Genomic DNA, 20,026 nt, shown 5'->3' with positions numbered 1-20,026 from the left:
CCAGGATGCGGCCCAGGACTTCCAGGCGCTCCTCGCGGGTGGTCTGGCTCCAGGCCGGGAAGGCGGCGCGGGCGGCCTTGACGGCCTTATCGACGTCGGTGGCGTTGCCCAGCGAGATCTTGCCGCAGACTTCTTCGTTGGCCGGATTGATGACGTCGAGGGTCTTGGCCTCGGTCGGCTCGACCCACTCGCCGTTGATGTAGAACTTCAGGTACTCGCGCATAGGCGTCCTCCCGGGATTTCGTTGATGAGCTCGCCGGCGGGGCCGACTTCAAACAAGCATTTTAGTGATCGTTGATCACTGGGGAAGCCCCCAAAGCCGCATTCCGTAACGGCATGAGGACTCAGGTCACTGGTGGATATGCGGCTGGCCGGCCACCGGGCTGCGTCCCTTGAGGACGTAACCCGCGCGGATGGAGCCGATATAGAGGTCCTTCAGGTCGGCGCCGCCCCAGGCGATGTTGGTGGGATGGTTGACGATCTCGCCCGACAGATCGTGGATCACGGTGACGACTTCAAGGCTTGGCGTGATGGCGACCACCTTGTTGGCGGCCGGCAGGCAGACCCAGAGATTGCCCTCGGCGTCCATGCCCACGCCGTCGGTGTAGCCCAGATCCTGAGCGGGCGGCGCCGGAACCTCCTGCTGCAGCTTGCCCAGCACCGGGCCGTAACGGCGGCCGGGGCCCAGGGTGGCGCCCGGCAAGACCGGGAAGGCCATGACGTCGGCGGCGCTGGTCTGGGCGCAGTAGAGGGTCTGCTCGTCGGCCGACAGCGCCATGCCGTTGGGAAACTTCAGCCCCTCGGCGACGATGGAGGTCGCGCCGTTGGGGCGCAGCACGAAGATGAAACCGTCGGCGCGTCCGTCCAGGGCCTGGGGCCAGGTCTCGGCATGGGTGGAGTTGGCGCACCAGATGTTCCCGGCGCGGTCCATCACCGGATAGTTGGCGCTGGAGAGCCGCCGGCCGTCCACCTGCGCCACCAGGGTCTCGTGCAGGCCGGTGGCGGGGTCGAAGCGCTGGAGAGGCCCCTCCTCCCGGTCATAGATGCCGAAGTTGGCGATCAGGATGCGACCCTCGCGGTCCATGTTGATCCCGTTTGGCGCGCCGCCCTTGGGCCCCAGCCGCTTGAAGGAGCCGTCGGCGAAGATCTCGGCCACCGCGCACTGGTGGTCCGAGGCGAAGACCCGGCCGTCCCTGCTCACGACGACATCCTCGGGACGGTCGATGCCGACCGCGACCTTGGTCAGGCTCGCGGGCGCGATGGGGGTCAGGGGCATGGGGTTTCCTCGGGCGTTCTTATTTCTTGCCCGAACTAGGCCCTGCGGCGACGCGTTCGACAAGTCGGCTTGCGGCCTCCGCCGCCGCTCGCTAACACCGAGCCAGCAAAACCGGAGCCCGACCATGGTCGCCATCTACACCATCCTCACCTTCCTCGTGGTGATCTTCGCCCTGAACCGCTTCGAGTTCGGCCGCTTCGACTGATCGATCGCGAATGGCGACGACCCCTCGCGGCGCGGCCCTGGTCACCGGGGGCGCGCGACGTATCGGCCGGGCCCTGGTCCTGGCCTGCGCACGGGCGGGCTATGACGTCGCCATCCACTGCCGGGCCGTCGATGACGACGCCCAGGCCGCCGCGGCCGATGTCCGCAGCCTCGGCCGCAAGGCCTATCTCCATCCCTGCGACCTGCGCCAGGAGGCGGCCACCGCCCCCATGGTGGGGGACGTCGAAGGCGAGCTTGGGCCCGTCACCCTGCTGGTGAACTGCGCCTCGGCCTTCGAGGAAGACGCCTTCTCCAGCATGAACCGCGCCTCCTGGGACGCGCACATGGAGACCAATCTCCGCAGCCCCCTGGTCCTGGCCCAGGCCTTCGCGCGCAGGCTGCCCGTCGACCGCGACGGCCTGATCGTCAATGTGCTGGATCAGCGGGTGCTGGCGCCCGGCGCGGAGTTCTTCAGTTACACGCTTTCCAAGGCCGCCCTGTGGAGCGCCACCCAGATGCTGGCCCAGGCGCTGGCGCCCCGCATCCGGGTGAACGGCATCGGGCCGGGACCGACCCTGGCCTCTGTCCACCAGGACGCGGCCGCCTTCGCCGCCGAGGCCGCCGCCACACCCCTGGGCCACCCGGTCGACCCCGCGGAGATAGGCCAGGCCCTGGCCTATCTGATTGACGCCCGGTCAGTGACGGGCCAGATGATCGCTGTCGATTCCGGTCAGCACCTGACCTGAAGGAGCGCGACCTTGGCCCTCTCGCCGATCCAGGAGATTCCCGCCGAAACTCAAGCCCAGCCCGTGGCCGCCGGCCGCATCGTCATGACCAAGATCTTCGTCACCGGACTGAAGATCGACGCCCAGATCGGCGTCTATTCCCATGAAAAGGGCAAGGCCCAGCCCCTCGTCGTCGACGTCGAGCTGGACGTGCCCACGGCCGGCGCCGAGCGCCTGAGCGAGACCGTCAACTACGAGATGGTGGGAGAGGCCGCCCGCGCCATCGCCGCCGAAGGCCATATCGGCCTGGTGGAGGCCTTCGCCGAGCGTCTGGCGCGCGCCTGCCTGGCCGATCATCGCGTGACCCGGGCCCGGGTGCGGGTCGAGAAACCCCTGGCGCTGGCCCCCCACGCGGCGGCGGCCGGCGTCGAGATCACGGTCGTCCGCGGCTAAGCCATGGCCATCTCCCACAGCGCCCGGCTCTCGCCCCTGCAGGGTGAGACCGTGTGGACGCTGGAGGGGGACGTCATCACCCAGACGCGGGGCCGCCAGGCGCGGCGCTTCGAGCTGGCCAAGCTGAAGAGCCTGCAGAGCGCGCAGGGCGGGGCCGTCCTGACCTTCGCGCGCGGGCGGCTGACCATTCCGGCCATGAGCTATACCCGCGGGCTGCGGCCCGAGAACCGCGCGGAGTCCTTCGCGGGCTTCGTCGGGGCGGTGGCGGCGGCCGCGGCGGTGACCACGCCCGGGGCGCGATTCCGCAACGCCGGCGCACCCCTGGCCGAGCCCCTGACCTGGATGATGGGGCTGCTCGCGGCCGGCGCCGTGATGCTGCTGCTGTTCGCCGCGACGGCCGGGGCCTGGACCCTGGGCGTGGCGCTGGCCGCCCGTCTGGTCTTCGTGCTGATCCTGGCGGCAGGCGTCCTGCCCTGGTTGAATAGAGCCCCAAGCAACGCCGCGGGAAACATGGACGCGAATTAAACTGGCGCCGGGACAAATCGGGGCCACATCATGCTCTGGACGAGACGAAGAGGAGCCCGTCAATGAGTGAACGACTGGACAACGGCACGGTCACCACGACCGAGGACAAGACCCTGCCGATGGTCGCCTATGTGCTTTACCTGCTGACCTTCGCGACCTTTTTCACGGTCTTCATCGGGCTGCTTATCGCCTATTCCAACCGCGCCACGGCCGGCCCGAGGATGGAGAGCCACTACACCTTCATGATCCGCACCTTCTGGCTGTCGATCTGGTGGTTCATCATCGGCGGCCTGCTGGTGCTGTTCGGCGGGGTGTTCTCGGTGATCCTGGTGGGTATCCCGTTCCTGATGCTGGGGGTCTTCATCTGCAGCGTCGTGGGGATCTGGTTCGGGGTCCGCTGCATCATGGGACTGCTGCATCTGTCCCGGGGTGAAGCCTATCCCCGACCCATGAACTGGCTAATTTAGAGGCAGGATCCGCGCGCTTCGCCTAGGAAGCGCGCGGATCGAGCTGATCGCATCCCCCGCCGGTTGCATCGCCTCGACGCCCCCCGCCCCAGGTCCCGAACCTTCACCGGTCGGCGCCTGGGGGGCGAGCGGCCGGGGGAATTCGTATGCTGGGTCGGATATTCGGAATGCTGCTGGGGCTGGCGCTTGGAGGCGTCGCCTACGCCATTCTCAATCCGGGCGGGCTGGAGGGGCGAATTCCCCCGATCCCGCTGGGCGCCTTCGAGAGCCTGCGGTTCTACGTGGCGATGGCCGCGGCGGGCCTGGGGGCGATCATCTTCATCGCCGCCCTGCTGCCCAAGGGCCCGGGCGGCCCCTCGGGCGGTGGCGGCAAGAAGCGCCGCAAGGGCGGTCCGCCGGTCACCATCGACTTCAACGACCCCGCCCCGATGACCGCCCACGACCACGGCTCCACCCACGCCCATCATGCGGCGGAGGTGGTGGCCGAGGCGCCCGCCGTCGCGGAAGTCGCCTCTGAACCGGAGGTCCACGCCGGCGCGCCGCCCGGGGCCCCGGGAGCCTTCGCCGAGGCCAGGCGGGAGCTCCATGAACACACCAGGGCCGAACGCTGGTCAGAAGCCGCCGACAATGTCCGGCGGCTTTCGTCGTTGGCGGGGGATGAGCACGAGCGGCGCCTCGCCGCCCAGGATGCCGGGGACTTCGCCCGCGCCCAGGGCCTGACCGACCAGGCCGCCGACGCCTATGACGAGGCCCTGACCTATGCCCGCCAGATCGGCGAGCCGGCGGGCCTGGCCGACGCCCTGACCAATATCGGCGACGTGGCCTATGAGGAGCAGCGCCTGGACGCCGCCGTGGACGCCTATGAGGAGGCGCTCGCCCTGCGCCGCGCCTTCGCCGAGGCCCAGCCCGCCGATGTCGCCGCAAAGCGCGCCCTGTCCCTGGCGCTGGAACGCCTGGCCGACGCCCGCGAGGATCGCGGCCACCGCATGCGGGCGTTGGACCTCTATCGCGAGAGCTTGGACATCAGCGGGTCACTGGCCGCGGCTGACCCTGTGGCCTACGGCGAGGACCTCGCGGTCACCCGGCGGAGGTTGGCGGAGCTTGAAGCCAAGGTGGCCGTCTAGGCCGGAACCAGCTCGCGGCGCACCAGCCTGGAATAGTCTTCCATCAGCTCCAGCGAGAGCTTGCCCGGCGTGAAGCTGTACTCGCCGATCTCGGCCACCGGGGTCACCTCGGCGGCGGTGCCGACGACGAAGCATTCGCTGAAGGTGGAGAGCTCTTCCGGCTTGATGTGGCGTTCGACGATCTCGACGCCCTTGGACCTGGCGAGCGCGATCACCGACTGGCGGGTGATGCCGTTCAGGAAACAGTCGGGGGTGGGGGTATGCAGCACGCCGTCCTTCACGAAGAAGACGTTGGAGCCGGTGCTCTCGGCGACGTAGCCGCGGTAGTCGAGCATCATGGCGTCGGTGTAGCCGGCCTTCTCCGCGGCGTGCTTGGAGATGGTGCAGATCATGTAGAGGCCGCTGGCCTTGGCGTGGACCGGCTCGGACTCCGGCGAAGGCCGCTTGTATTTCGCCCAGCACATGCGGATGCCCTTGGCCCGCTCTTCCGGCTTGAAGTAGCTGGGCCAGTCCCAGACGGCGATGGCCACGTGGATCTTGGTCTGTTGGGCCGAGACCCCGATCATCTCCGATCCGCGCCAGGCGATGGGGCGGACATAGGCGTCGGTCAGGCCGTTCTTGGCGCAGGTGTCCTTGCAGGCCTGATCGATCTCGGCCACCGTGAACGGAATCTCGAAGTCGAGGATCTCCGCCGACTGGAACAGACGCTGAGTATGCTCGGTCAGCTTGTAGATCTCCCCGCCGTACATCCGCTCGCCTTCGAACACCGACGAGGCGTAATGGAGCCCATGGGTCAGGACGTGCACCTTCGCCTCGCGCCAGGCTACGAACTGGCCGTCGAGCCAGATCCATCCGTCGCGGTCATCGAAGGGAACGAGAGACATGGGACCTCCTGCAGGGAACGCCTCCTTACAGCCCCCCGCGCCCGCGACGTCAAACAAATTGGGGGGTTCCGATGAGCGCCGTGGCCGATCCCAGGCTGGTCCTGCGCGACGAGGAGCTCGATACCGGACTTGAGCTGTTGATGCTGGCCGAGGCCGCCCTCTGGGCGGACGTGGACGCCGGCCTGGAGGCCGAGGGCCTTAGCCTCGGGCGCTCGCACTGGCGGGCCGCCTTCCTGCTGAAGCGGCGGCCGGGGCTGGGCGTCCAGGAGCTGGCCCACATCACCAGCCTGTCGAAACAGGCCGCCAGCCGGGTGATCAGCGACCTGGAGGGTCATGGCCTGGCCGAAAAGGCCCAGGGGGACCTGGACGGACGCAGGCGGGCCGCGACCCTGACCGAGGCGGGGGCGGCTTTCGAGGCGCGGATTTCCGAGCGGCTGCGCGGGCAGCTGGCGCGGGCCTATCGCACCGGCGGGCTGGACGGGGTGGGCGGCGCCCGGCGTATCCTGGCGGCGCTGGCGGGTGGACGAACCAAGACGGGAGCGGGGCGATGAGCGAGGCCGGGGAGCGCCACCTGCTGGTGGTGGATGACGATGACCGCATCCGCGAACTGCTGAAGGAGTACCTGGCCCGCGCCGGCTTCCGCGTGACCACGGCGCCCGGCGGCGCGCCGGCCCGCAAGCTGATGGAGACCCTGGACTTCGACCTGGCCGTCTTCGACGTGATGATGCCGGGCGAGGACGGCTTCTCCCTGACCAAGTGGCTGCGGGACCGCAAGGGCATGGCCGGCCGCACGCCAGTGCTGATGCTGACCGCCCGGGGCCTGCCGGAGGATCGGATCGAGGGCCTGAGGCTGGGCGCCGACGATTATCTGAACAAGCCCTTCGAGCCTGAGGAACTGCTGCTGCGTATAGAGGCCATCCTGCGCCGTTCGCAGGGCCGGCCGGGCGCCACCGCCAATGGGCCGGTCTCCCTGGGGCGCTGCCGGTTCGACGTCGAGCGCGGCGAGCTCACCTGCGAGGAGGTCCCCGTGCGCCTGACCGAGGCTGAGGTCGCCCTGCTGAAGCGCTTGGCCCGCAGCCCGCACGAGCCGGTGGACCGCATGGAGCTGGCCCGCGAGACGGTCGATCCGTCCGGCCGCGCCGTGGACGTCCAGGTGACCCGCCTGCGCCGCAAGATCGAGACCGATCCCAAGACCCCGCGCTACCTGCAGACCGTGCGCGGCGTGGGCTACCTGCTGGCGCCCGACTGATGCGCCTGCGCCTGTCGCCGGTGCGTCTGCGGAGGCTGATCAAGCGCAGCCTGCCCACCACCCTGTTCGGCCGTTCGCTGCTGATCATCATCCTGCCGGTGGCGGTGATGCAGGTGGCGGTCACCTGGGTGTTTTTCGACGCCCACTGGCAGGCGGTGACCAGCCGGCTGTCGGAAGGGCTGGCCGGCGACGTGGCCTGGGCCGTGGAGAGCTATCAGGACGACCCCACCCCCGAGAGCTTCGCCCGCATCGCCGACCGGGCCGAACGCTCCATGAGCCTGTCGCTGGCCTTCCAGAGCGGGCGCACCCTGCCGGTGGGCCGCCGCACAGCCCTGTTCGCGGTGGTGGACCGGTCGCTGGAGGGGGCGCTGGCGGGGCGCATCGACCAGCCCTTCTGGTTCGATACGACGCGCTATCCCGCCTATGTCGACATCCGGGTCCAGACCCCCAACGGCGTGATGCGGGTGCTGGCGCCCCGCGACCGGGCCATCGCCACCCAGGGGCACATCTTCGTCCTCTGGATGACCATCGCGACCCTGCTGCTGACCGCCATCTCGATCCTGTTCATCCGCAACCAGGTGCGCGCCATCGAGCGGTTGGCCTCGGCCGCCGACGACTTCGGCCGCGGCATGGATGCGCCGGCCTTCAAACCCAGCGGCGCACGGGAGGTTCGCCAGGCGGCCCAGGCCTTCCTGGCCATGAAGGCCCGCATCCAGCGACACCTGGATCAGCGCACCGCCCTGCTGGCCAGCGTCAGCCATGACCTGCGCACACCGCTCACCCGGCTGAAGCTGGAGCTGGCCCTGGCCGAGCCCACCAAGCGCACCGGCGAGATGAAACGTGACCTCTCCGAGATGGAGCACATGATCGACGAGTACCTGGCCTTCGCCCGAGGCGAGGGCGGCGAGGCCGTCGAGACCGTCCGGCTCAAGACCCTCATCGAGGAGGTCAGCGAGGGGGCGGTGCGCGCCGGCGCCGAGGTCAGCGTCAGCGCCGAGGCCGACCTGACCGCCAGCGTGCGGCCCAACTCGCTGAAACGGGCGCTGTCGAACCTGATCATGAACGCCGCCGTCCACGGGGAGCACATCGTGGTCACCGCCGCCGCGCGGGCCACGGGCGGGGTGGAGATCCTGGTGGACGACGACGGGCCGGGCATCCCCGAGGATCGCCATGAGGAAGCCTTCAAGGCCTTCAGCCGCCTGGACGAGTCCCGCAACCAGAATGACAAGGGGGTGGGCCTGGGCCTGGCCATCGCCCGGGACGTGGCCCGCGGCCATGGCGGCGACGTGACGCTCAGCCGCTCGCCGATGGGCGGCCTTCGCGCCACCGTCAGATTACCCGGCTAAAGAACAAGGTTCAGCCACGGTTTGGCGCTTCAAGACCGAACACGACCACGGAGGGGAAACCAAATGAAGCTCGCTCATCTCGCAACCGCCGCCGCGCTCGCCCTGCTGGCCGCCACCGCCGCCCAGGCCGCCGATCCGGTGATGGGCGATTGGACGACCGTGGGGGGCGGCACCAAGGTCCGCATCGCGCCCTGCGTCAGCGACACCGCCAAGGCCTGCGGCACCATCACCTGGATGAAGAACCCCAAGGACAAGGCCGGCGGTCCGCTGAAGGACGTCAACAATCCAGACGCCAACCTGCGAAACCGTCCGCTTGTGGGCCTGCAGATGATCCGCGACTTCAAGCCGGCAGGTCCCGGCAAGTGGACCGGCGGCAAGATCTACGATCCGGGCGGCGGCAAGACCTACAGCTCGAAGATCAGCGCCAACGCCAATGGCAGCCTGAAGGTGGAAGGCTGCATCGGCCCGATCTGCCAGGCCCAGACCTGGACGCGCTAGAGCATTTTCCGATAAGCGTGAAACGGTTATCGGATCGAAAAATGCTCTAACTTTTTGAATTAGAGCCCTTTCTTATCCGATCTGACTGAAACAATCAGATAGGTAAGGGCTCTAGGCGCCGAGTTCCTTGGAGCGGCGCAGGGCGGCGGCCACGGCGTCGCGCAGCAAGGGTGACAGCCCGCCCTCCCCCATCAGCACCTCGAGCGCCGCCTGGGTGGTGCCGCCCGGCGAGGTGACCTGGCGGCGCAGTTCGGCGGGCTCCTCGCCGCTCTGCGCCAGTAGAGCCGCGGCGCCGGCGATGGTGGAGCGGGCCAGGCGCTGGGCGGCTTCCACCGGCAGGCCCGCCGCCGCGCCGCCGGCCTCCAGAGCCTCGATGAAGGCGTAGAGATAGGCCGGGGCCGAGCCGGAAACCGCGGTGGCCGCATGCATCAGCACTTCATCGTCGAGGTCGACCACCGTCCCGACCGGGCCGAACAGGGCCCGGGCCCGGGCGCGGGCCTCGGGCTCGGCGGCATAGATGCTGGTGGTCCCCTGGCCGATCGCCACGGCGGTGGTGGGCATGACACGGGCGACCTTGCGGCCGAAGGCGGCGGCGATGTCAGCGGATTGCACGCCGGCCGCCACCGAGACAATCACCGCCTCGGGATGCAGCAGGCTCGCCACCTCCGCCGCAGTTTCGCGCCAAAGCTGCGGCTTGACGGCGAGCAGAACGGTTTGGGCCTCAACCAGAGCCGGGTCGGCGGGATTGAGCCGGGCGCCGTCACGGGCGACGGCCTGGGCCAGTTCGGTGGGGTGCGGGTCGCGCAGAATCAGGTCGGCGGGGGCGAAGACGCCGGCTCTGCGCCAGCCCTGGATCAGGGCTCCGCCCATGCGGCCGGCGCCCAGGATCAGGATGGGGGTCATGGGGCTCTCCAGGGATCAGGGATGGCTCACCCTAGAGCCTGACCGCCGGATGGGCGAGGGCCAGGACTTGCGCCCCACCATGGACGCCATGAAAAGTCTCGAGCGTCAGCCCACCCCACCCCAGGCGGCCGCCTGGATCGGGACCGTGAACACCAGGTCGGCCGCGTCGACCCCATCCGGGGGCGGGGGAAGCGGGGCGGCGGCGCGAACCGAGGCCAGGCCGGCTCGGTCGAAGGCCGGTCGGCCGCTAGATCGCGCCAGACGGGCAAACAGCAGCGCCCCGCGGGGGTCGACCCCGAACACGACGCTCACCGTTCCCGATCCTGGAGGCGCGGCCGGCGCATGGGCGGCCAGATGCGCCCAGAGGCGGCGGCGATAGTCGGCGAGACGGTCCTCCGCTGATGGCCTCGGCGTCTGCGGGAGAGCCGCGGACGCGGCCCCCGGCGCAGCCACCGAGGGCGGCGGCTCCGCCGGCGAGGCCATGGTAGCCGCCCGGTCGTCCAGTGTCGCCACCGGCCCCGTGGGTTGGCGCGGGGCAGCTTGCCGGCCAGGCTTGGGCGGCGCCGAGGAACGGTCCCGCCCGCCGGCGGCGGACCTCGGCGGCGGCGGCAGCAGTTGCACCATCATGGCCTGCTGCGGCGCAGGCTCCGCCACCGGCCTGAGGGACGCCACCCCCCAGGCCGCGACGGCGTGCGCGACGATCGAGGCGCCGATCGCCGCCACGCGCCCTCGCCGGACAGCCGGGCGCTTCAAGCTCAGAACGCGTAGGCGAGGCTGAGATTGATCGACCGCCCGGGACCCCGCAGCGGCCGGATCGGCGGAAGACTTCCGCCGGCCTTGAAGTCACCGAAGGACACGCCCCCCAGCGGCAGGTCGTAGGCGGTGTCGAGCAGGTTTTCCGCAGCCAGGTCCACCCGCACCCGATCGCCCTTCCAGCCGGAACGCAGGTTGAACAGAGCGTAGGCTGCGGTCTTCGGTTCGTGGCGCAGGGCGTTGACCGCGTCCTTCTCCCCCACAAACTCCACCTCGGCCTGGTGGGTCCAGCGACCCTTGGCCTGCTCCAGGCCCAGGCGCAGGGTCAGGGGGGTCATGTGGTAGAGGTCGTCGCCGCTGTTGCGGTTCTCGCCCTCGACCCAGGACAGAGTCCCCGTCAGGGTTCCTCGCCCCAGCGCCGGGCTCTCCCAGACCTGGGCGTGGCCGCTGGCGTCGAAGCCGCGCAGACGGGCGTCCACATTGGCGAAGCGAAGCTGAACGAAACCCTTGGCCAGATCGGCCAGCTTCACCGCGTCGATGAAGCCTTCGACCTGCGAACGGTAGACGCCGAAGGTCAGGCCGCGCTTTCCGTCCAGGCTGGCGTATTTCAACGTGGCCGCCAGATTGTGCGCCACCTCGGGCTTCAGATCGGGGTCGCCGACATAGGCGTTGGCGTCGCCAGCGAAGGAGGTCATCGAGCTCGACATCATCCCCAAACCCCAAGCGTAGCGCTCGTAAAGCGTCGGGCTGCGGGTCTTGCGGGCGTAGCCGAACTCGACGCTCGTGGTGGTGTTGGGACGCCAGATCGCCTTGGCCGTCACATCCACATTGTCATCGGCGCGGCTCCGGTCGCGGGCGTTGAAGGCTCGCGCCGCCATGGCGTCGGGCATGTTCATCATGCCGGTCCAGGCATAGGGCTGGACGGGGCCGGCGTCGGTGTCCACGCGCTCGACGCGGGCGCCCAGCAAGGTCGTCCAGTCCGCGGATGGCTTGGCCTCCCACTCGACCCACAGGCCCGTCCGCTCGCGGCGCCCGGCGGTGATACTCCAGTAAGTCTGCGGCCCCATCATCATGCTGCCGGCCACCGGCGGCCACCAGTCGTCGACATCGGACCGATGGGCCTCGATTCCCCCCCGCACCGCCCCGCCATCCGTCAGGGGCACGGTCGCCGCCAGCGACGCGCTCAGGTCCCGGCCCTGGGTGTTCATCGGCATGCCGCCGGTGGCCGAGCCGCCCTTGTCGGCCAGGAAGTTCATCTCGTGGTCCACCGTTCGCCACGAGGCCTTGGCGGTCACCTCGCCCCAGCCATAGGTCCCCTCGTAGCGAAGGTCGGCGAAGCTGCTGTCGTTCTCGGTGAGGTCCATGCGCTGGGTGGGAAAGCCCTCATAGGGCGAGAAGTGCCTGCCGGCGCGCAGACTGACCACGCCGTGGTCGGTGAGCAGCGCCAGGGTGAGCGCCTGGTCGTAGGCCTCGTAGAGGGTCGAACGCACGCGCCGGCCGTCGCCGGTCCTGTAGTTGTCCCCGCGGCTCCAGGCGCCCTCGTAGCCGAGGCTGAACCGCTCCCCGGCGAAGGCGGCCTGGAGGGTGGCGCCGACGGCGTCGGCGACGCCGCGATAGCTCGCGCCGACCTCGCCGCTCACACGCAGCCCCTCGCCCGCCTCGGCGAAGGCCGGCGGCCGCGTCGTCACGGCGATCACCCCCGCGATGTTGTCGCCGCCGGCGCTGACCGGCGACAGGGTCGGCAGGATAGAGATGGCGTCCACCCGGCCGGGGAGGACGTAGGAGCCGGGGGGGTTCATGTTGTTGGGGCAAAATGTGGTGATCCCCACGCCGTCCACCGTCACCAGGACGCGGCTGTCAGCGAGGCCCCGCATCACCGGGAGGCTCGAGAACCCGCCGTTGGCGTAGACGGCCATACCCGGCTCGCCGGCCACCAGCGACATGGTGTCGGCCGTACCCGCGGCGCGGCGGGCGAGAAGCTCCCCGGTCACCTGACGCTCGCCCGGGGATCGGGCGGGATCGGCGGCCTCCGGCGCGGCTACGGCCTGGATGGGAGGCAGGGCGGTCTGAGCCCGGGCGAGGAGAGGATTGGAGAGCGTGGCGACGGCGACGCCGGCCATGAGCACGGCCGTGCGGCCGCAAAGCGAACGAGACATGAGGTAAGCCTTTGATCTGATGCACAGGCGCGCCGCCGCTATCGGCGACGCGCTTCGGAATGTCCGGAGGGATCAGATCTGCAGGGGTGGCCCGGTTGGCGGCGGCGGTGGGGCGGCAAGGCCGCGGCCCGGCGTGGTCTGGGACTCAACGGCGACGGACACGTGAACCCAGCGCAGGCCCGCCAGGACGACGAGCATCGGGGGCTCGGCCGCGAAGGCGACGCCGGAGCCCGAGAAGGCGCAGGGATGGTCGGCCGCCGGACTCCCGGACGGGTCGGTCGGCGTCTTCGTGGGCGAGTCGACGATATGGCCGGCCGCGTCGATGCTCACGGTCTGGACGCCCTGCGGTGTGCAGAGCACGATAGGAACCGAACCGGAATCGACCCCCAGGGCCAACATGTAGCCCTGCGGGATGAAGACGCGCAGGGCGATCGCCATGCACGCCAGTATCAGCGCGAAGGCTGACGCCTTGCCACCAATTGTCCTGAAGACCGACATTGCAGCGCCTACTAGCACCCCGACGTTGGAAGTCTATGCATCGGCCGCGATGGGCGGAACTGGCCCACCCGAGGGCCAGCCAACTCAGATTGGGCGGAAGATCGTCTGGCCGCCTTGATCTGACTCAAGCAGACACAGCAGACAGCTACCTATGGGAGGAACGCTTGCCCCAACGCGATGGTTTGACGGATCGGCGGGGGAAGCCCTGACCCAGGACCGGCTCGCGCGGGTCCCGGCCCTGGCGGCGAGACTGGCGAGTCAGGCTTCGCCGACCGTGTCGAACATGCAGGCGGCGATGGCCTCGGCAGGCGACTTGCCGCCCCGGGCCATGAAGTCGAAGGCCGGGTAGAAGCGGTCGGCGCCTTCCATGGCGACGTCGATCATGGCCGCGGCCTGGGCGAGCGTCGGGCGCTCGCCGGTCATCAGAGCCATGGCGTGGCGGAAGACGATCTCGCCGTCGTCCCAGACCTCGAAGTGGCCGAGCCAGACGCGCTGGTTGACGGTGGAGACCAGTTCGAAGGCCGCGGCGCGCTGTTCGGCGCGGACCTGGATATCCACCGAGAGGCAGAGCTGCAGGCAGTCGGCCTCGGGCCGCCAGGCGAACCAGAGTTCGTAGTCCTTCCAGTCGCCGGCCAGGGTGAAGGCGAGGTCGCCTTCCTCGGTGCGATCGAACTGAAGATTCTCGGCTTGCAGCACATGCTCAACGACATCGAGCGGGTCGTGGGCGAGCAGGACGTCTTCGTCAGACAGAGGCGTGTCCATGAGACCCTTTCGCGTACGGCGTCCGGAGGAGCGAGCGCGCCCCGAATCGCCTGCGATCTTGAAACTAGTCTGGTTCGTGGGTCGCCTGTCACCGGCTTCTTCCGGGGGGCGAGCCACATTCGTGTGTTTAGGTCGTTATGCCGCGCAATCAGGCTTTCTTGGACGCCTTCTTCGGGGCGTCAGCGCCCTTCAGAGCGGCGATCTCGGCGCGCAAGGCGACGATCTCGGCCTTGAGCACTTCGAATTCGTCGCGGCGGATCAGGTCGAGCTCGGCGACCATGCGGTCGGCCTGGGCTCGGAACGCGGCCTTGGCCTCTTCGCCGGCGCTCTGGGCGAGGCCCATGGCGGCTCCGGTCAGCTTGGCCATCTCGTCGAGGAAGGGGTTCTGGGTCTGCATGCTTCCTTATATGGGAGCTGAGGGGATGAAAGCCACGGGGTTTCCGTCTAAACCGCGAGGACATCTTCTCGGAGCGCCTGGCCTTGCCCTTCCCGGACATCGACCCCGTCCTCATCCACATCGGCCCCTTCGCCATCCGCTGGTATGCCCTGGGCTACGTGGCCGGCATCCTGATCGGCTGGCGCTACATCACCTCGATGGCGCGCAACCAGGCCCTGTGGCCCCTGCGCGGGCCTCCCGCCAGCCCCGCCCAGATCGACGACCTGATCCTGTGGATCACGCTGGGGATCATCGTCGGCGGCCGGCTGGGGCACGTGTTCTTCTACACACCGGCCCTGATCGTCACCGACCCGCTGGAGGTGTTCAAGACCTGGAAGGGGGGGATGAGCTTCCACGGCGGGGTCCTCGGCGTGCTGATCGCCACCCTGCTGTTCGCCCGGGTCAACAAGGTCGATGTCTTCCGCCTGGGGGACGTGATCACCGCCGCGGCGCCCATCGGCATCTTCTTCGTGCGCATCGCCAACTTCATCAATGGCGAGCTCTGGGGGCGGCCCACCAGCCTGCCCTGGGGCGTGGTCTTCCCCGACGCCGGGATCATGCCGCGCCACCCCAGCCAGATCTATGAGGCCCTGCTGGAGGGCCTGCTGCTGTTCATCATCCTGCGGATCGCCACCCATCACGCCAAGCTGCTGAACCGGCGCGGGGTGGTGGCGGGCATGTTCTTCCTCGGCTACGGGATCGCCCGCACCCTGATCGAGAATGTCCGCGAGCCGGACGCCTACCTGCCCGCCTTCCCCTTGGGCCTGACCATGGGGATGATGCTGTCGATCCCGATGGCGCTCGGCGGCGCCTGGCTGATCTGGCGCGGCATGCGCGAGCCCCTGCCCCAGCCCGAGGTCGGCCTGGAGGCCCAGGTCGAGGAGGTCGTCGAGGGCGAGCCGCCGGCGCGCGATCCGTTCAAGATCGAAACCGATGGGCCTGCGTGACCGGCTGATCGCCCAGGTCCGCGAGAGCGGACCGATGAGCGTGGCCCAGTACATGACCGCCTGCCTGCACGATCCGGCGGACGGCTACTACGCGACGCGCCCGGCCCTGGGCGCGGACGGCGACTTCATCACCGCGCCCCTGGTCAGCCAGATGTTCGGCGAGCTTATCGGCCTGTGGGCCGTGGCGTGCTGGCAGGCGATGGGCCGTCCCTCGCCCTTCCGACTGGTGGAGATCGGGCCGGGCGACGGGACCCTGATGGACGACATGCTGCGGGCCGCGCGCCTGGCGCCGGACTTCGTCGCCGCCGCCGACGTCTGGCTGGTGGAGACCTCCGCCCCTCTGAAGGCCCGGCAGCGGCAGGTGCTGGGCGACGGCGTGACCTGGGCCGCGTCCCTGGCCGAGGTTCCGGACGAAGCGCCCATGATCCTGGTCGCCAACGAACTGCTGGACTGCCTGCCGCCGCGCCAGTTCGTACGGACCGACAAGCGCTGGGCCGAGCGCGTGGTGGGGCTGAACGACGCCGGCGAACTGGCCTTCGGCCTGGCGGGCGCGGCGATCGGCGACCTGGCGCCGGACGCTCCGGCCGGCTCGGTGCTGGAACAGTCTCCGGCCCAGGAGGCGCTGGGCTCGGAGATCGGCGCGCGGATCGCCGCTGATGGCGGGGCGGCCCTGCTGATCGACTATGGCCGCGACCAGCCTGGTTTCGGCGACACCCTCCAGGCCCTGCGCCGCCATGTGAAGGAAAGTCCCCTGGCCAGTCCGGGCGCGGCCGACCTCACCGTCCATGCCGATTTCCCCGCCGTGCTGGCGGCGGCGGCGAGGGAGGGGGCGGCGACGGCGCCCATCCTCACCCAGGGCGAGTTCCTGGTCAGGCTGGGGATCGGCGCACGGGCCGAGGCGCTCACCGCCGCCCGCCCCGACCGCAGCGAAGTGATCGAGCGGCAGCTGGAACGACTGGTCTCCCCCGACCAGATGGGCGAACTGTTCAAGGCCGTCTGCATCCACACCCCGGGCCTGGCCCCGCCCGGCTTTGAGGCCTGAAATGAACCCACTGACGTCGCCGCTGCTGGACCTGCCCGGCGTCCGCCACGGCTTCTTCACGCGGGCTGGCGGGGTGTCGACCGGGATCTATCACAGCCTGAACGTGGGGCGCGGCTCGAGCGACGAGCCCGCCGATGTCGCCGAGAACCGGCGCCGGGCGGCCGAGCACTTCGGCCTGTCGGCCGGCGCGCTGTCGACCTGCTACCAGATCCACTCGGCCACGGCCCTGGTCGCCGACCAGCCCTGGGGCGACGAGCGGCCTGAAGGCGACGCGGTGGTCACCGCCAACCCCGGCGTCTTGTGCGGAGCGCTGGCCGCCGACTGCGCGCCGATCCTGATCGCCGACGCGGAGGGCCGCGTCGTGGCCTCTGCCCACGCCGGCTGGAAGGGGGCGCTGAACGGCGTGGCCGAGGCCTGCGTCGCCGCCATGACGGGCCTGGGCGCCGAGCCTTCGCGGATGGTGGCCGTGGTGGGGCCCTGCATCAGCCAGGCCTCCTATGAGGTGGGGCTGGAGTTCCTGGCCGCCTTCATCGGCCAGGACGCCGACCACGAACGCTTCTTTGCGCCGGGCGAGACGGCCGAAAAGCCGATGTTCGATCTGCCGGGCTTCGTGGTCTCACGCCTCCAGGCGGCGGGCGTCGGCACGGCGGCGTGGATCGGCCATGACACCTGCGCCGAGGAGGCCCTGTTCTTCTCCAACCGCCGCGCCTTCAAGCGGGGTGAGCCTGACTTCGGCCGCCTGCTTTCGGCGATAACGCTGGTCTAATCGCCGCCGGGCCTTGCCGCTGGCGGCTCGCCTGCTACAAGCCCCGCCCATCGGCGAGACATTGCGGGAGTTCTCATGAAGCTGCTGGCTGGCAACTCCAATCGAGCGCTCGCCGAGGCCGTGGCCTCCCACCTCGACCTGCCCCTGACCAAGGCCCAGGTGAAGCGCTTCGCCGACAACGAGGTCTGGGTGACCATCGACGAGAACGTCCGCGGCGAGGACGTCTTCGTACTGCAGTCCACCAGCTACCCCACCAACGACAACCTGATGGAATTGCTGATCTGCATCGACGCGCTGCGGCGCGCCTCGGCCAAGCGGATCACCGCCGTCATGCCCTATTTCGGCTATGCCCGGCAGGATCGGAAGACTGGCGGCCGCACGCCGATCTCCGCCAAGTTGGTCTCCAACCTGATCGAACGCGCCGGCGCCGACCGGGTGCTGACCATGGATCTGCACTCGGGCCAGATTCAGGGCTTCTTCGACATCCCCACCGACAACTTGGTGTCCGCGCCGCTGCTGGCCGCCGACATCAAGGAAAACTACGACAAGACCAGCGAGCTGATGATCGTCTCTCCCGACGTGGGCGGCGTGGTGCGGGCCCTGGCGGTCGCCAGCCGGCTGAACGCCGAACTGGCCATCGTCGACAAGCGCCGCTCGGGCCCCGGCAAGAGCGAGGTGGCCAACATCATCGGCGACGTGTCGGGCCGACGGTGCATCCTGTTCGATGACATCATCGACGGTGGCGGCACGCTGTGCAACGCGGCCCAGGCCCTGGTGGACGGCGGCGCGACCGAGGTCTCGGCCTATGTCACCCACGGCGTGCTGTCGGGGGCGGCCATCGACCGGGTCAATTCCTCGATCCTGAAGGAGCTGGTGATGACCGACTCCATCTCCGCCTCCGAAGGCGCCAGCGACAAGTCCAAGCTGCGCTATGTCAGCTGCGACAAGCTGCTGGGGGAGGCCATCCGGCGCATCGCCAATGAGGAGTCGGTGTCGAAACTGTTCGACTGACAGTTCATCCTGGATTCTAACACCTTTCCGGCACGGGACTTGCTGACCTCCCCCTGAAACGGCCACGCTTGGTTAACAAGGGTTAAGCATCTGCGGTCACATTCTCGCCTGCGCGTCTGTGCTAGGTTCGCGCGCTTATCTTCTGGGGAAGCTTCAGGATGACCTCTGCCATTCGCGCGACCGGCACGCTCGCCGCCATCGCCTTCGCGGCCCTGCTGTCGGCCTGTTCGCAGCCCGCGCCGCCGCCGCCGCCGCCGCCGCCGCCCGCGGTGAGCCTGTCGCCGAAGCTGATCGAGCAGGCGGCCGCCTATCGCTACTACATGGCCCGCGTGAGCGCGGTGACACCCGACTTCGCCGATGGTGAGGCCATCGCCAAGGGCGTGGCCGTCGGAGCCGCCTACGAGCCCAAGCAGCTTCAGCGCGGCGCCACGGCCTACGCCGCCGTCGTCGCCCTGCAGGACCCCGCCTTCGTGGCCGGGGTCCGCACCTACGCCGTCAATGTGGATCAGCGCCGCGAAGTGGTGGCCGCGATCCTCAAGGACCCGGCCTATGTCGTGGGCATCGCCGGCTCGGCCAGCGCCGCGGGCCTGGTGAAGACCGCGCTCGGCAATGAGGGCCAGCAACTCTACGACGCCGGCAAGGCGGTGAAGCAGTCGGCCTATGACCTCCAGAAGCAGAAGTGGTCGAAGTCCGACGTCCTCAACCGCGACCTGCGGCTGTCGCAGGCCAAGAGCCTGTCGGCCACCCCGGTGGTCGGCGACCTCGCCGAGACCGCGCGCCTGCAGCAGGCGGCCCTGGGCGTCTCGCCCCTGGGCCTGACCGCCGAACCGGCCACTCCGCCCTACAGCCCCATCGTAGTGCGCGGCATGGCCGTGGCGGCGCTCGCCGCCCTGGGCGAAGGCGGCGACGCCAATGTCGACACCCTGATGGCGGTGATGGCCGAGCCCAACGTCGCCTTCTGCATGAACATGGCCAAGCTGAACCTCTATCAGTGCCTGGCGGTCTCCAAGCCGCACTACGAGGATGTCTTCTGCCTCGGCCAGCACATCATGATGGACACCGGTCGCTGCGTGATCAAAGCCTCCGGCAACACCGAGCCCTTCGAGGCCAAGTTCATTCCGAAGATCCGGGTGGCCGACGGCTCGGCCCCCTACAAGGTGACGCCCGCCAAGGCCGACACCAAGAAGCGCTAAAACATCTGCGCCCGCCCGTTGCCACGGGCGGGGCTTTTGTGTATTTACGCCCACCTTTCGACCCCAGGAGGGTCGTCCGTCGCCGCGCGGCACTTCGCGCGGCGGTTTCGTTTTGAGGCAAGGCCATGGCCGATATCATTCTGAACGTTGAAGTTCGCGATCGCACCGGCACCGGTGGTGCGCGCGAGACCCGCCGCGCGGGCATGGTCCCCGGCGTGCTCTACGGCGGCGCCAAGGATCCGGTCGCCATCGCCGTGAAGGCCAACGAATTCCGCAAGGCGCTCTATACGGGCAAGCTGCTGGGCCACCTGGTGACCCTGAAGTACGGCGATGAGACCCAGCCGGTCATCGCCAAGGCCGTGGACATGCACCCCGTCAACGACGAGCCGGTCCACTTCGACCTGTACCGCGTCGACGAGCACCAGCTGATCAAGATCGAAGTGCCCGTGCACTTCAAGAATCAGGAAGAGTCCCCCGGCCTCAAGAAGGGCGGCACGCTCAACATCGTGCGTCACACCGTCGAGCTGGCCTGCCCCGCCGACCACATCCCCGAAGAGCTGGTCTTCGACCTGACCGGGGCGGAAATCGGCGACACCATCCGCATGTCAGCGTTCATCCTGCCGGAAGGCGTCAAGCCCGCCGTCGACCGTGACTTCGTGGTCGCCACCCTGGCCGGTTCCTCGGCCTCGGCCTCCGCTGACGCCGCCACCGACGACGCGGCGGCCGCCGCGGCCTCCACCACCGTCTAGAGCGGGATGCGAAAAAGTGGGAACCGGTTTTTCGCGCCAATCCCGCTCTAATCTTCAAC

At 69.3% G+C, this 20,026-nt stretch carries 25 protein-coding genes; 16 read left to right on the top strand and 9 right to left on the bottom strand.

Translation table 11 applies throughout. The features are described from left to right. Together OCL97_RS19005 and OCL97_RS19000 are read right to left on the bottom strand one after the other, a co-directional pair. On the bottom strand, window positions 1-223 hold a 223-nt coding region (locus OCL97_RS19005; RefSeq protein WP_377371342.1), incomplete at its 3' end, for an aldehyde dehydrogenase family protein. 126 nt (window positions 224-349) lie between these two features. Beyond that, a complete protein-coding gene (locus OCL97_RS19000; RefSeq protein ID WP_377371341.1) occupies window positions 350-1,276 on the bottom strand; it encodes an SMP-30/gluconolactonase/LRE family protein in 927 nt (308 codons plus the stop codon). On the opposite strand from OCL97_RS19000, the gene OCL97_RS18995 reads away from it, so the two are divergent. The 6 genes from OCL97_RS18995 to OCL97_RS18970 all read left to right on the top strand — a co-directional run bounded on the left by OCL97_RS18995 (window position 1,275) and on the right by OCL97_RS18970 (window position 4,774). Next, window positions 1,275-1,481, top strand: a complete 207-nt coding sequence (locus tag OCL97_RS18995) for a hypothetical protein (protein WP_377371340.1) — start codon at window positions 1,275-1,277, stop codon at window positions 1,479-1,481. The two genes, OCL97_RS19000 and OCL97_RS18995, sit on opposite strands and share 2 nt — an antisense overlap. A 10-nt stretch (window positions 1,482-1,491) precedes the next feature. Next, window positions 1,492-2,226 carry an SDR family oxidoreductase gene (locus OCL97_RS18990; protein WP_377371339.1) on the top strand — a complete coding sequence of 245 codons (735 nt, stop codon included), beginning with the start codon at window positions 1,492-1,494 and terminating at the stop codon, window positions 2,224-2,226. An 84-nt stretch (window positions 2,227-2,310) separates the two neighbouring features. Continuing rightward, window positions 2,311-2,658, top strand: coding sequence for a dihydroneopterin aldolase (gene folB, locus OCL97_RS18985; protein ID WP_305337415.1), 348 nt, complete (start codon window positions 2,311-2,313; stop codon window positions 2,656-2,658). 3 nt (window positions 2,659-2,661) lie between these two features. Further along, window positions 2,662-3,183 carry a hypothetical protein gene (locus OCL97_RS18980; protein WP_304777355.1) on the top strand — a complete coding sequence of 174 codons (522 nt, stop codon included), beginning with the start codon at window positions 2,662-2,664 and terminating at the stop codon, window positions 3,181-3,183. Between the two features lie 62 nt (window positions 3,184-3,245). Continuing rightward, a complete protein-coding gene (locus tag OCL97_RS18975) occupies window positions 3,246-3,650 on the top strand; it encodes a DUF4870 family protein (RefSeq protein ID WP_377371338.1) in 405 nt (134 codons plus the stop codon). 146 nt (window positions 3,651-3,796) lie between these two features. Beyond that, complete coding sequence (locus OCL97_RS18970) at window positions 3,797-4,774, top strand: tetratricopeptide repeat protein (RefSeq protein ID WP_377371337.1); 978 nt, start codon at window positions 3,797-3,799, stop codon at window positions 4,772-4,774. On the opposite strand, the gene OCL97_RS18965 is transcribed toward OCL97_RS18970, so the two are convergent. Then, window positions 4,771-5,658, bottom strand: a complete 888-nt coding sequence (locus OCL97_RS18965) for a branched-chain amino acid aminotransferase (protein ID WP_377371336.1) — start codon at window positions 5,656-5,658, stop codon at window positions 4,771-4,773. The genes OCL97_RS18970 and OCL97_RS18965 overlap by 4 nt on opposite strands. Window positions 5,659-5,729: 71 nt before the next feature. Between OCL97_RS18965 and OCL97_RS18960 the strand changes: the two genes are divergently transcribed. The 4 genes from OCL97_RS18960 (at window position 5,730) to OCL97_RS18945 (ending at window position 8,751) form a co-directional block, all read left to right on the top strand. Beyond that, the gene (locus OCL97_RS18960; protein ID WP_377371335.1) at window positions 5,730-6,209 is read left to right on the top strand and encodes a MarR family winged helix-turn-helix transcriptional regulator; all 480 of its coding nucleotides are present in this window, start codon (window positions 5,730-5,732) and stop codon (window positions 6,207-6,209) included. Continuing rightward, entirely contained in the window at window positions 6,206-6,907 is a 702-nt protein-coding gene (locus OCL97_RS18955) for a response regulator (RefSeq protein ID WP_377371334.1), read from the top strand. Before OCL97_RS18960 ends, OCL97_RS18955 begins: the two co-directional genes overlap by 4 nt. Further along, window positions 6,907-8,253 (top strand): ATP-binding protein, encoded by a 1,347-nt coding sequence (locus OCL97_RS18950; RefSeq protein ID WP_377371333.1) that lies wholly within the window; start codon window positions 6,907-6,909, stop codon window positions 8,251-8,253. The genes OCL97_RS18955 and OCL97_RS18950 overlap by 1 nt, the downstream gene beginning before the upstream one ends. Window positions 8,254-8,316: 63 nt before the next feature. Further along, window positions 8,317-8,751, top strand: a complete 435-nt coding sequence (locus OCL97_RS18945; protein ID WP_377371332.1) for a DUF2147 domain-containing protein — start codon at window positions 8,317-8,319, stop codon at window positions 8,749-8,751. A gap of 111 nt (window positions 8,752-8,862) precedes the next feature. On the opposite strand, the gene proC is transcribed toward OCL97_RS18945, so the two are convergent. From proC to OCL97_RS18915, 6 genes are all read right to left on the bottom strand, one after another. Then, a complete protein-coding gene (gene proC, locus OCL97_RS18940; RefSeq protein WP_377371331.1) occupies window positions 8,863-9,654 on the bottom strand; it encodes a pyrroline-5-carboxylate reductase in 792 nt (263 codons plus the stop codon). A gap of 105 nt (window positions 9,655-9,759) precedes the next feature. Then, window positions 9,760-10,377, bottom strand: a complete 618-nt coding sequence (locus OCL97_RS18935; protein WP_377371330.1) for an energy transducer TonB family protein — start codon at window positions 10,375-10,377, stop codon at window positions 9,760-9,762. A 32-nt stretch (window positions 10,378-10,409) separates the two neighbouring features. Further along, window positions 10,410-12,563: a TonB-dependent receptor gene (locus tag OCL97_RS18930; protein ID WP_377371329.1), complete on the bottom strand. Its 2,154-nt coding sequence runs from the start codon at window positions 12,561-12,563 to the stop codon at window positions 10,410-10,412. 72 nt (window positions 12,564-12,635) lie between these two features. Continuing rightward, on the bottom strand, window positions 12,636-13,001 hold the full coding sequence (locus OCL97_RS18925) for a hypothetical protein (protein ID WP_305704231.1): 366 nt from the start codon (window positions 12,999-13,001) through the stop codon (window positions 12,636-12,638). Window positions 13,002-13,319: 318 nt separating this feature from the next. Further along, a complete protein-coding gene (locus tag OCL97_RS18920; protein ID WP_304777367.1) occupies window positions 13,320-13,823 on the bottom strand; it encodes a type III secretion system chaperone family protein in 504 nt (167 codons plus the stop codon). Between the two features lie 148 nt (window positions 13,824-13,971). Next, window positions 13,972-14,220 carry an accessory factor UbiK family protein gene (locus OCL97_RS18915; protein WP_304777368.1) on the bottom strand — a complete coding sequence of 83 codons (249 nt, stop codon included), beginning with the start codon at window positions 14,218-14,220 and terminating at the stop codon, window positions 13,972-13,974. 83 nt (window positions 14,221-14,303) lie between these two features. On the opposite strand from OCL97_RS18915, the gene lgt reads away from it, so the two are divergent. The 6 genes from lgt (at window position 14,304) to OCL97_RS18885 (ending at window position 19,967) form a co-directional block, all read left to right on the top strand. Further along, window positions 14,304-15,206, top strand: coding sequence for a prolipoprotein diacylglyceryl transferase (lgt, locus tag OCL97_RS18910; RefSeq protein ID WP_304777369.1), 903 nt, complete (start codon window positions 14,304-14,306; stop codon window positions 15,204-15,206). Then, the gene (locus OCL97_RS18905) at window positions 15,193-16,248 is read left to right on the top strand and encodes a class I SAM-dependent methyltransferase (protein WP_377371328.1); all 1,056 of its coding nucleotides are present in this window, start codon (window positions 15,193-15,195) and stop codon (window positions 16,246-16,248) included. Before lgt ends, OCL97_RS18905 begins: the two co-directional genes overlap by 14 nt. 1 nt (window position 16,249) lies before the next feature. After that, complete coding sequence (gene pgeF, locus OCL97_RS18900; RefSeq protein WP_377371327.1) at window positions 16,250-17,014, top strand: peptidoglycan editing factor PgeF; 765 nt, start codon at window positions 16,250-16,252, stop codon at window positions 17,012-17,014. Window positions 17,015-17,089: 75 nt separating this feature from the next. Beyond that, a complete protein-coding gene (locus OCL97_RS18895; RefSeq protein ID WP_377371326.1) occupies window positions 17,090-18,025 on the top strand; it encodes a ribose-phosphate pyrophosphokinase in 936 nt (311 codons plus the stop codon). A gap of 158 nt (window positions 18,026-18,183) precedes the next feature. After that, window positions 18,184-19,218: a hypothetical protein gene (locus OCL97_RS18890; protein WP_377371325.1), complete on the top strand. Its 1,035-nt coding sequence runs from the start codon at window positions 18,184-18,186 to the stop codon at window positions 19,216-19,218. 125 nt (window positions 19,219-19,343) lie between these two features. Next, window positions 19,344-19,967 carry a 50S ribosomal protein L25/general stress protein Ctc gene (locus OCL97_RS18885; RefSeq protein WP_377371324.1) on the top strand — a complete coding sequence of 208 codons (624 nt, stop codon included), beginning with the start codon at window positions 19,344-19,346 and terminating at the stop codon, window positions 19,965-19,967. The last annotated feature ends 59 nt before the right edge of the window (window positions 19,968-20,026 follow it).

The organism is Phenylobacterium ferrooxidans (genome assembly GCF_042714595.1).
Classification (GTDB): Bacteria; Pseudomonadota; Alphaproteobacteria; order Caulobacterales; family Caulobacteraceae; genus Phenylobacterium; species Phenylobacterium ferrooxidans.
This window is presented reverse-complemented; position numbering and strand designations above follow the sequence as displayed.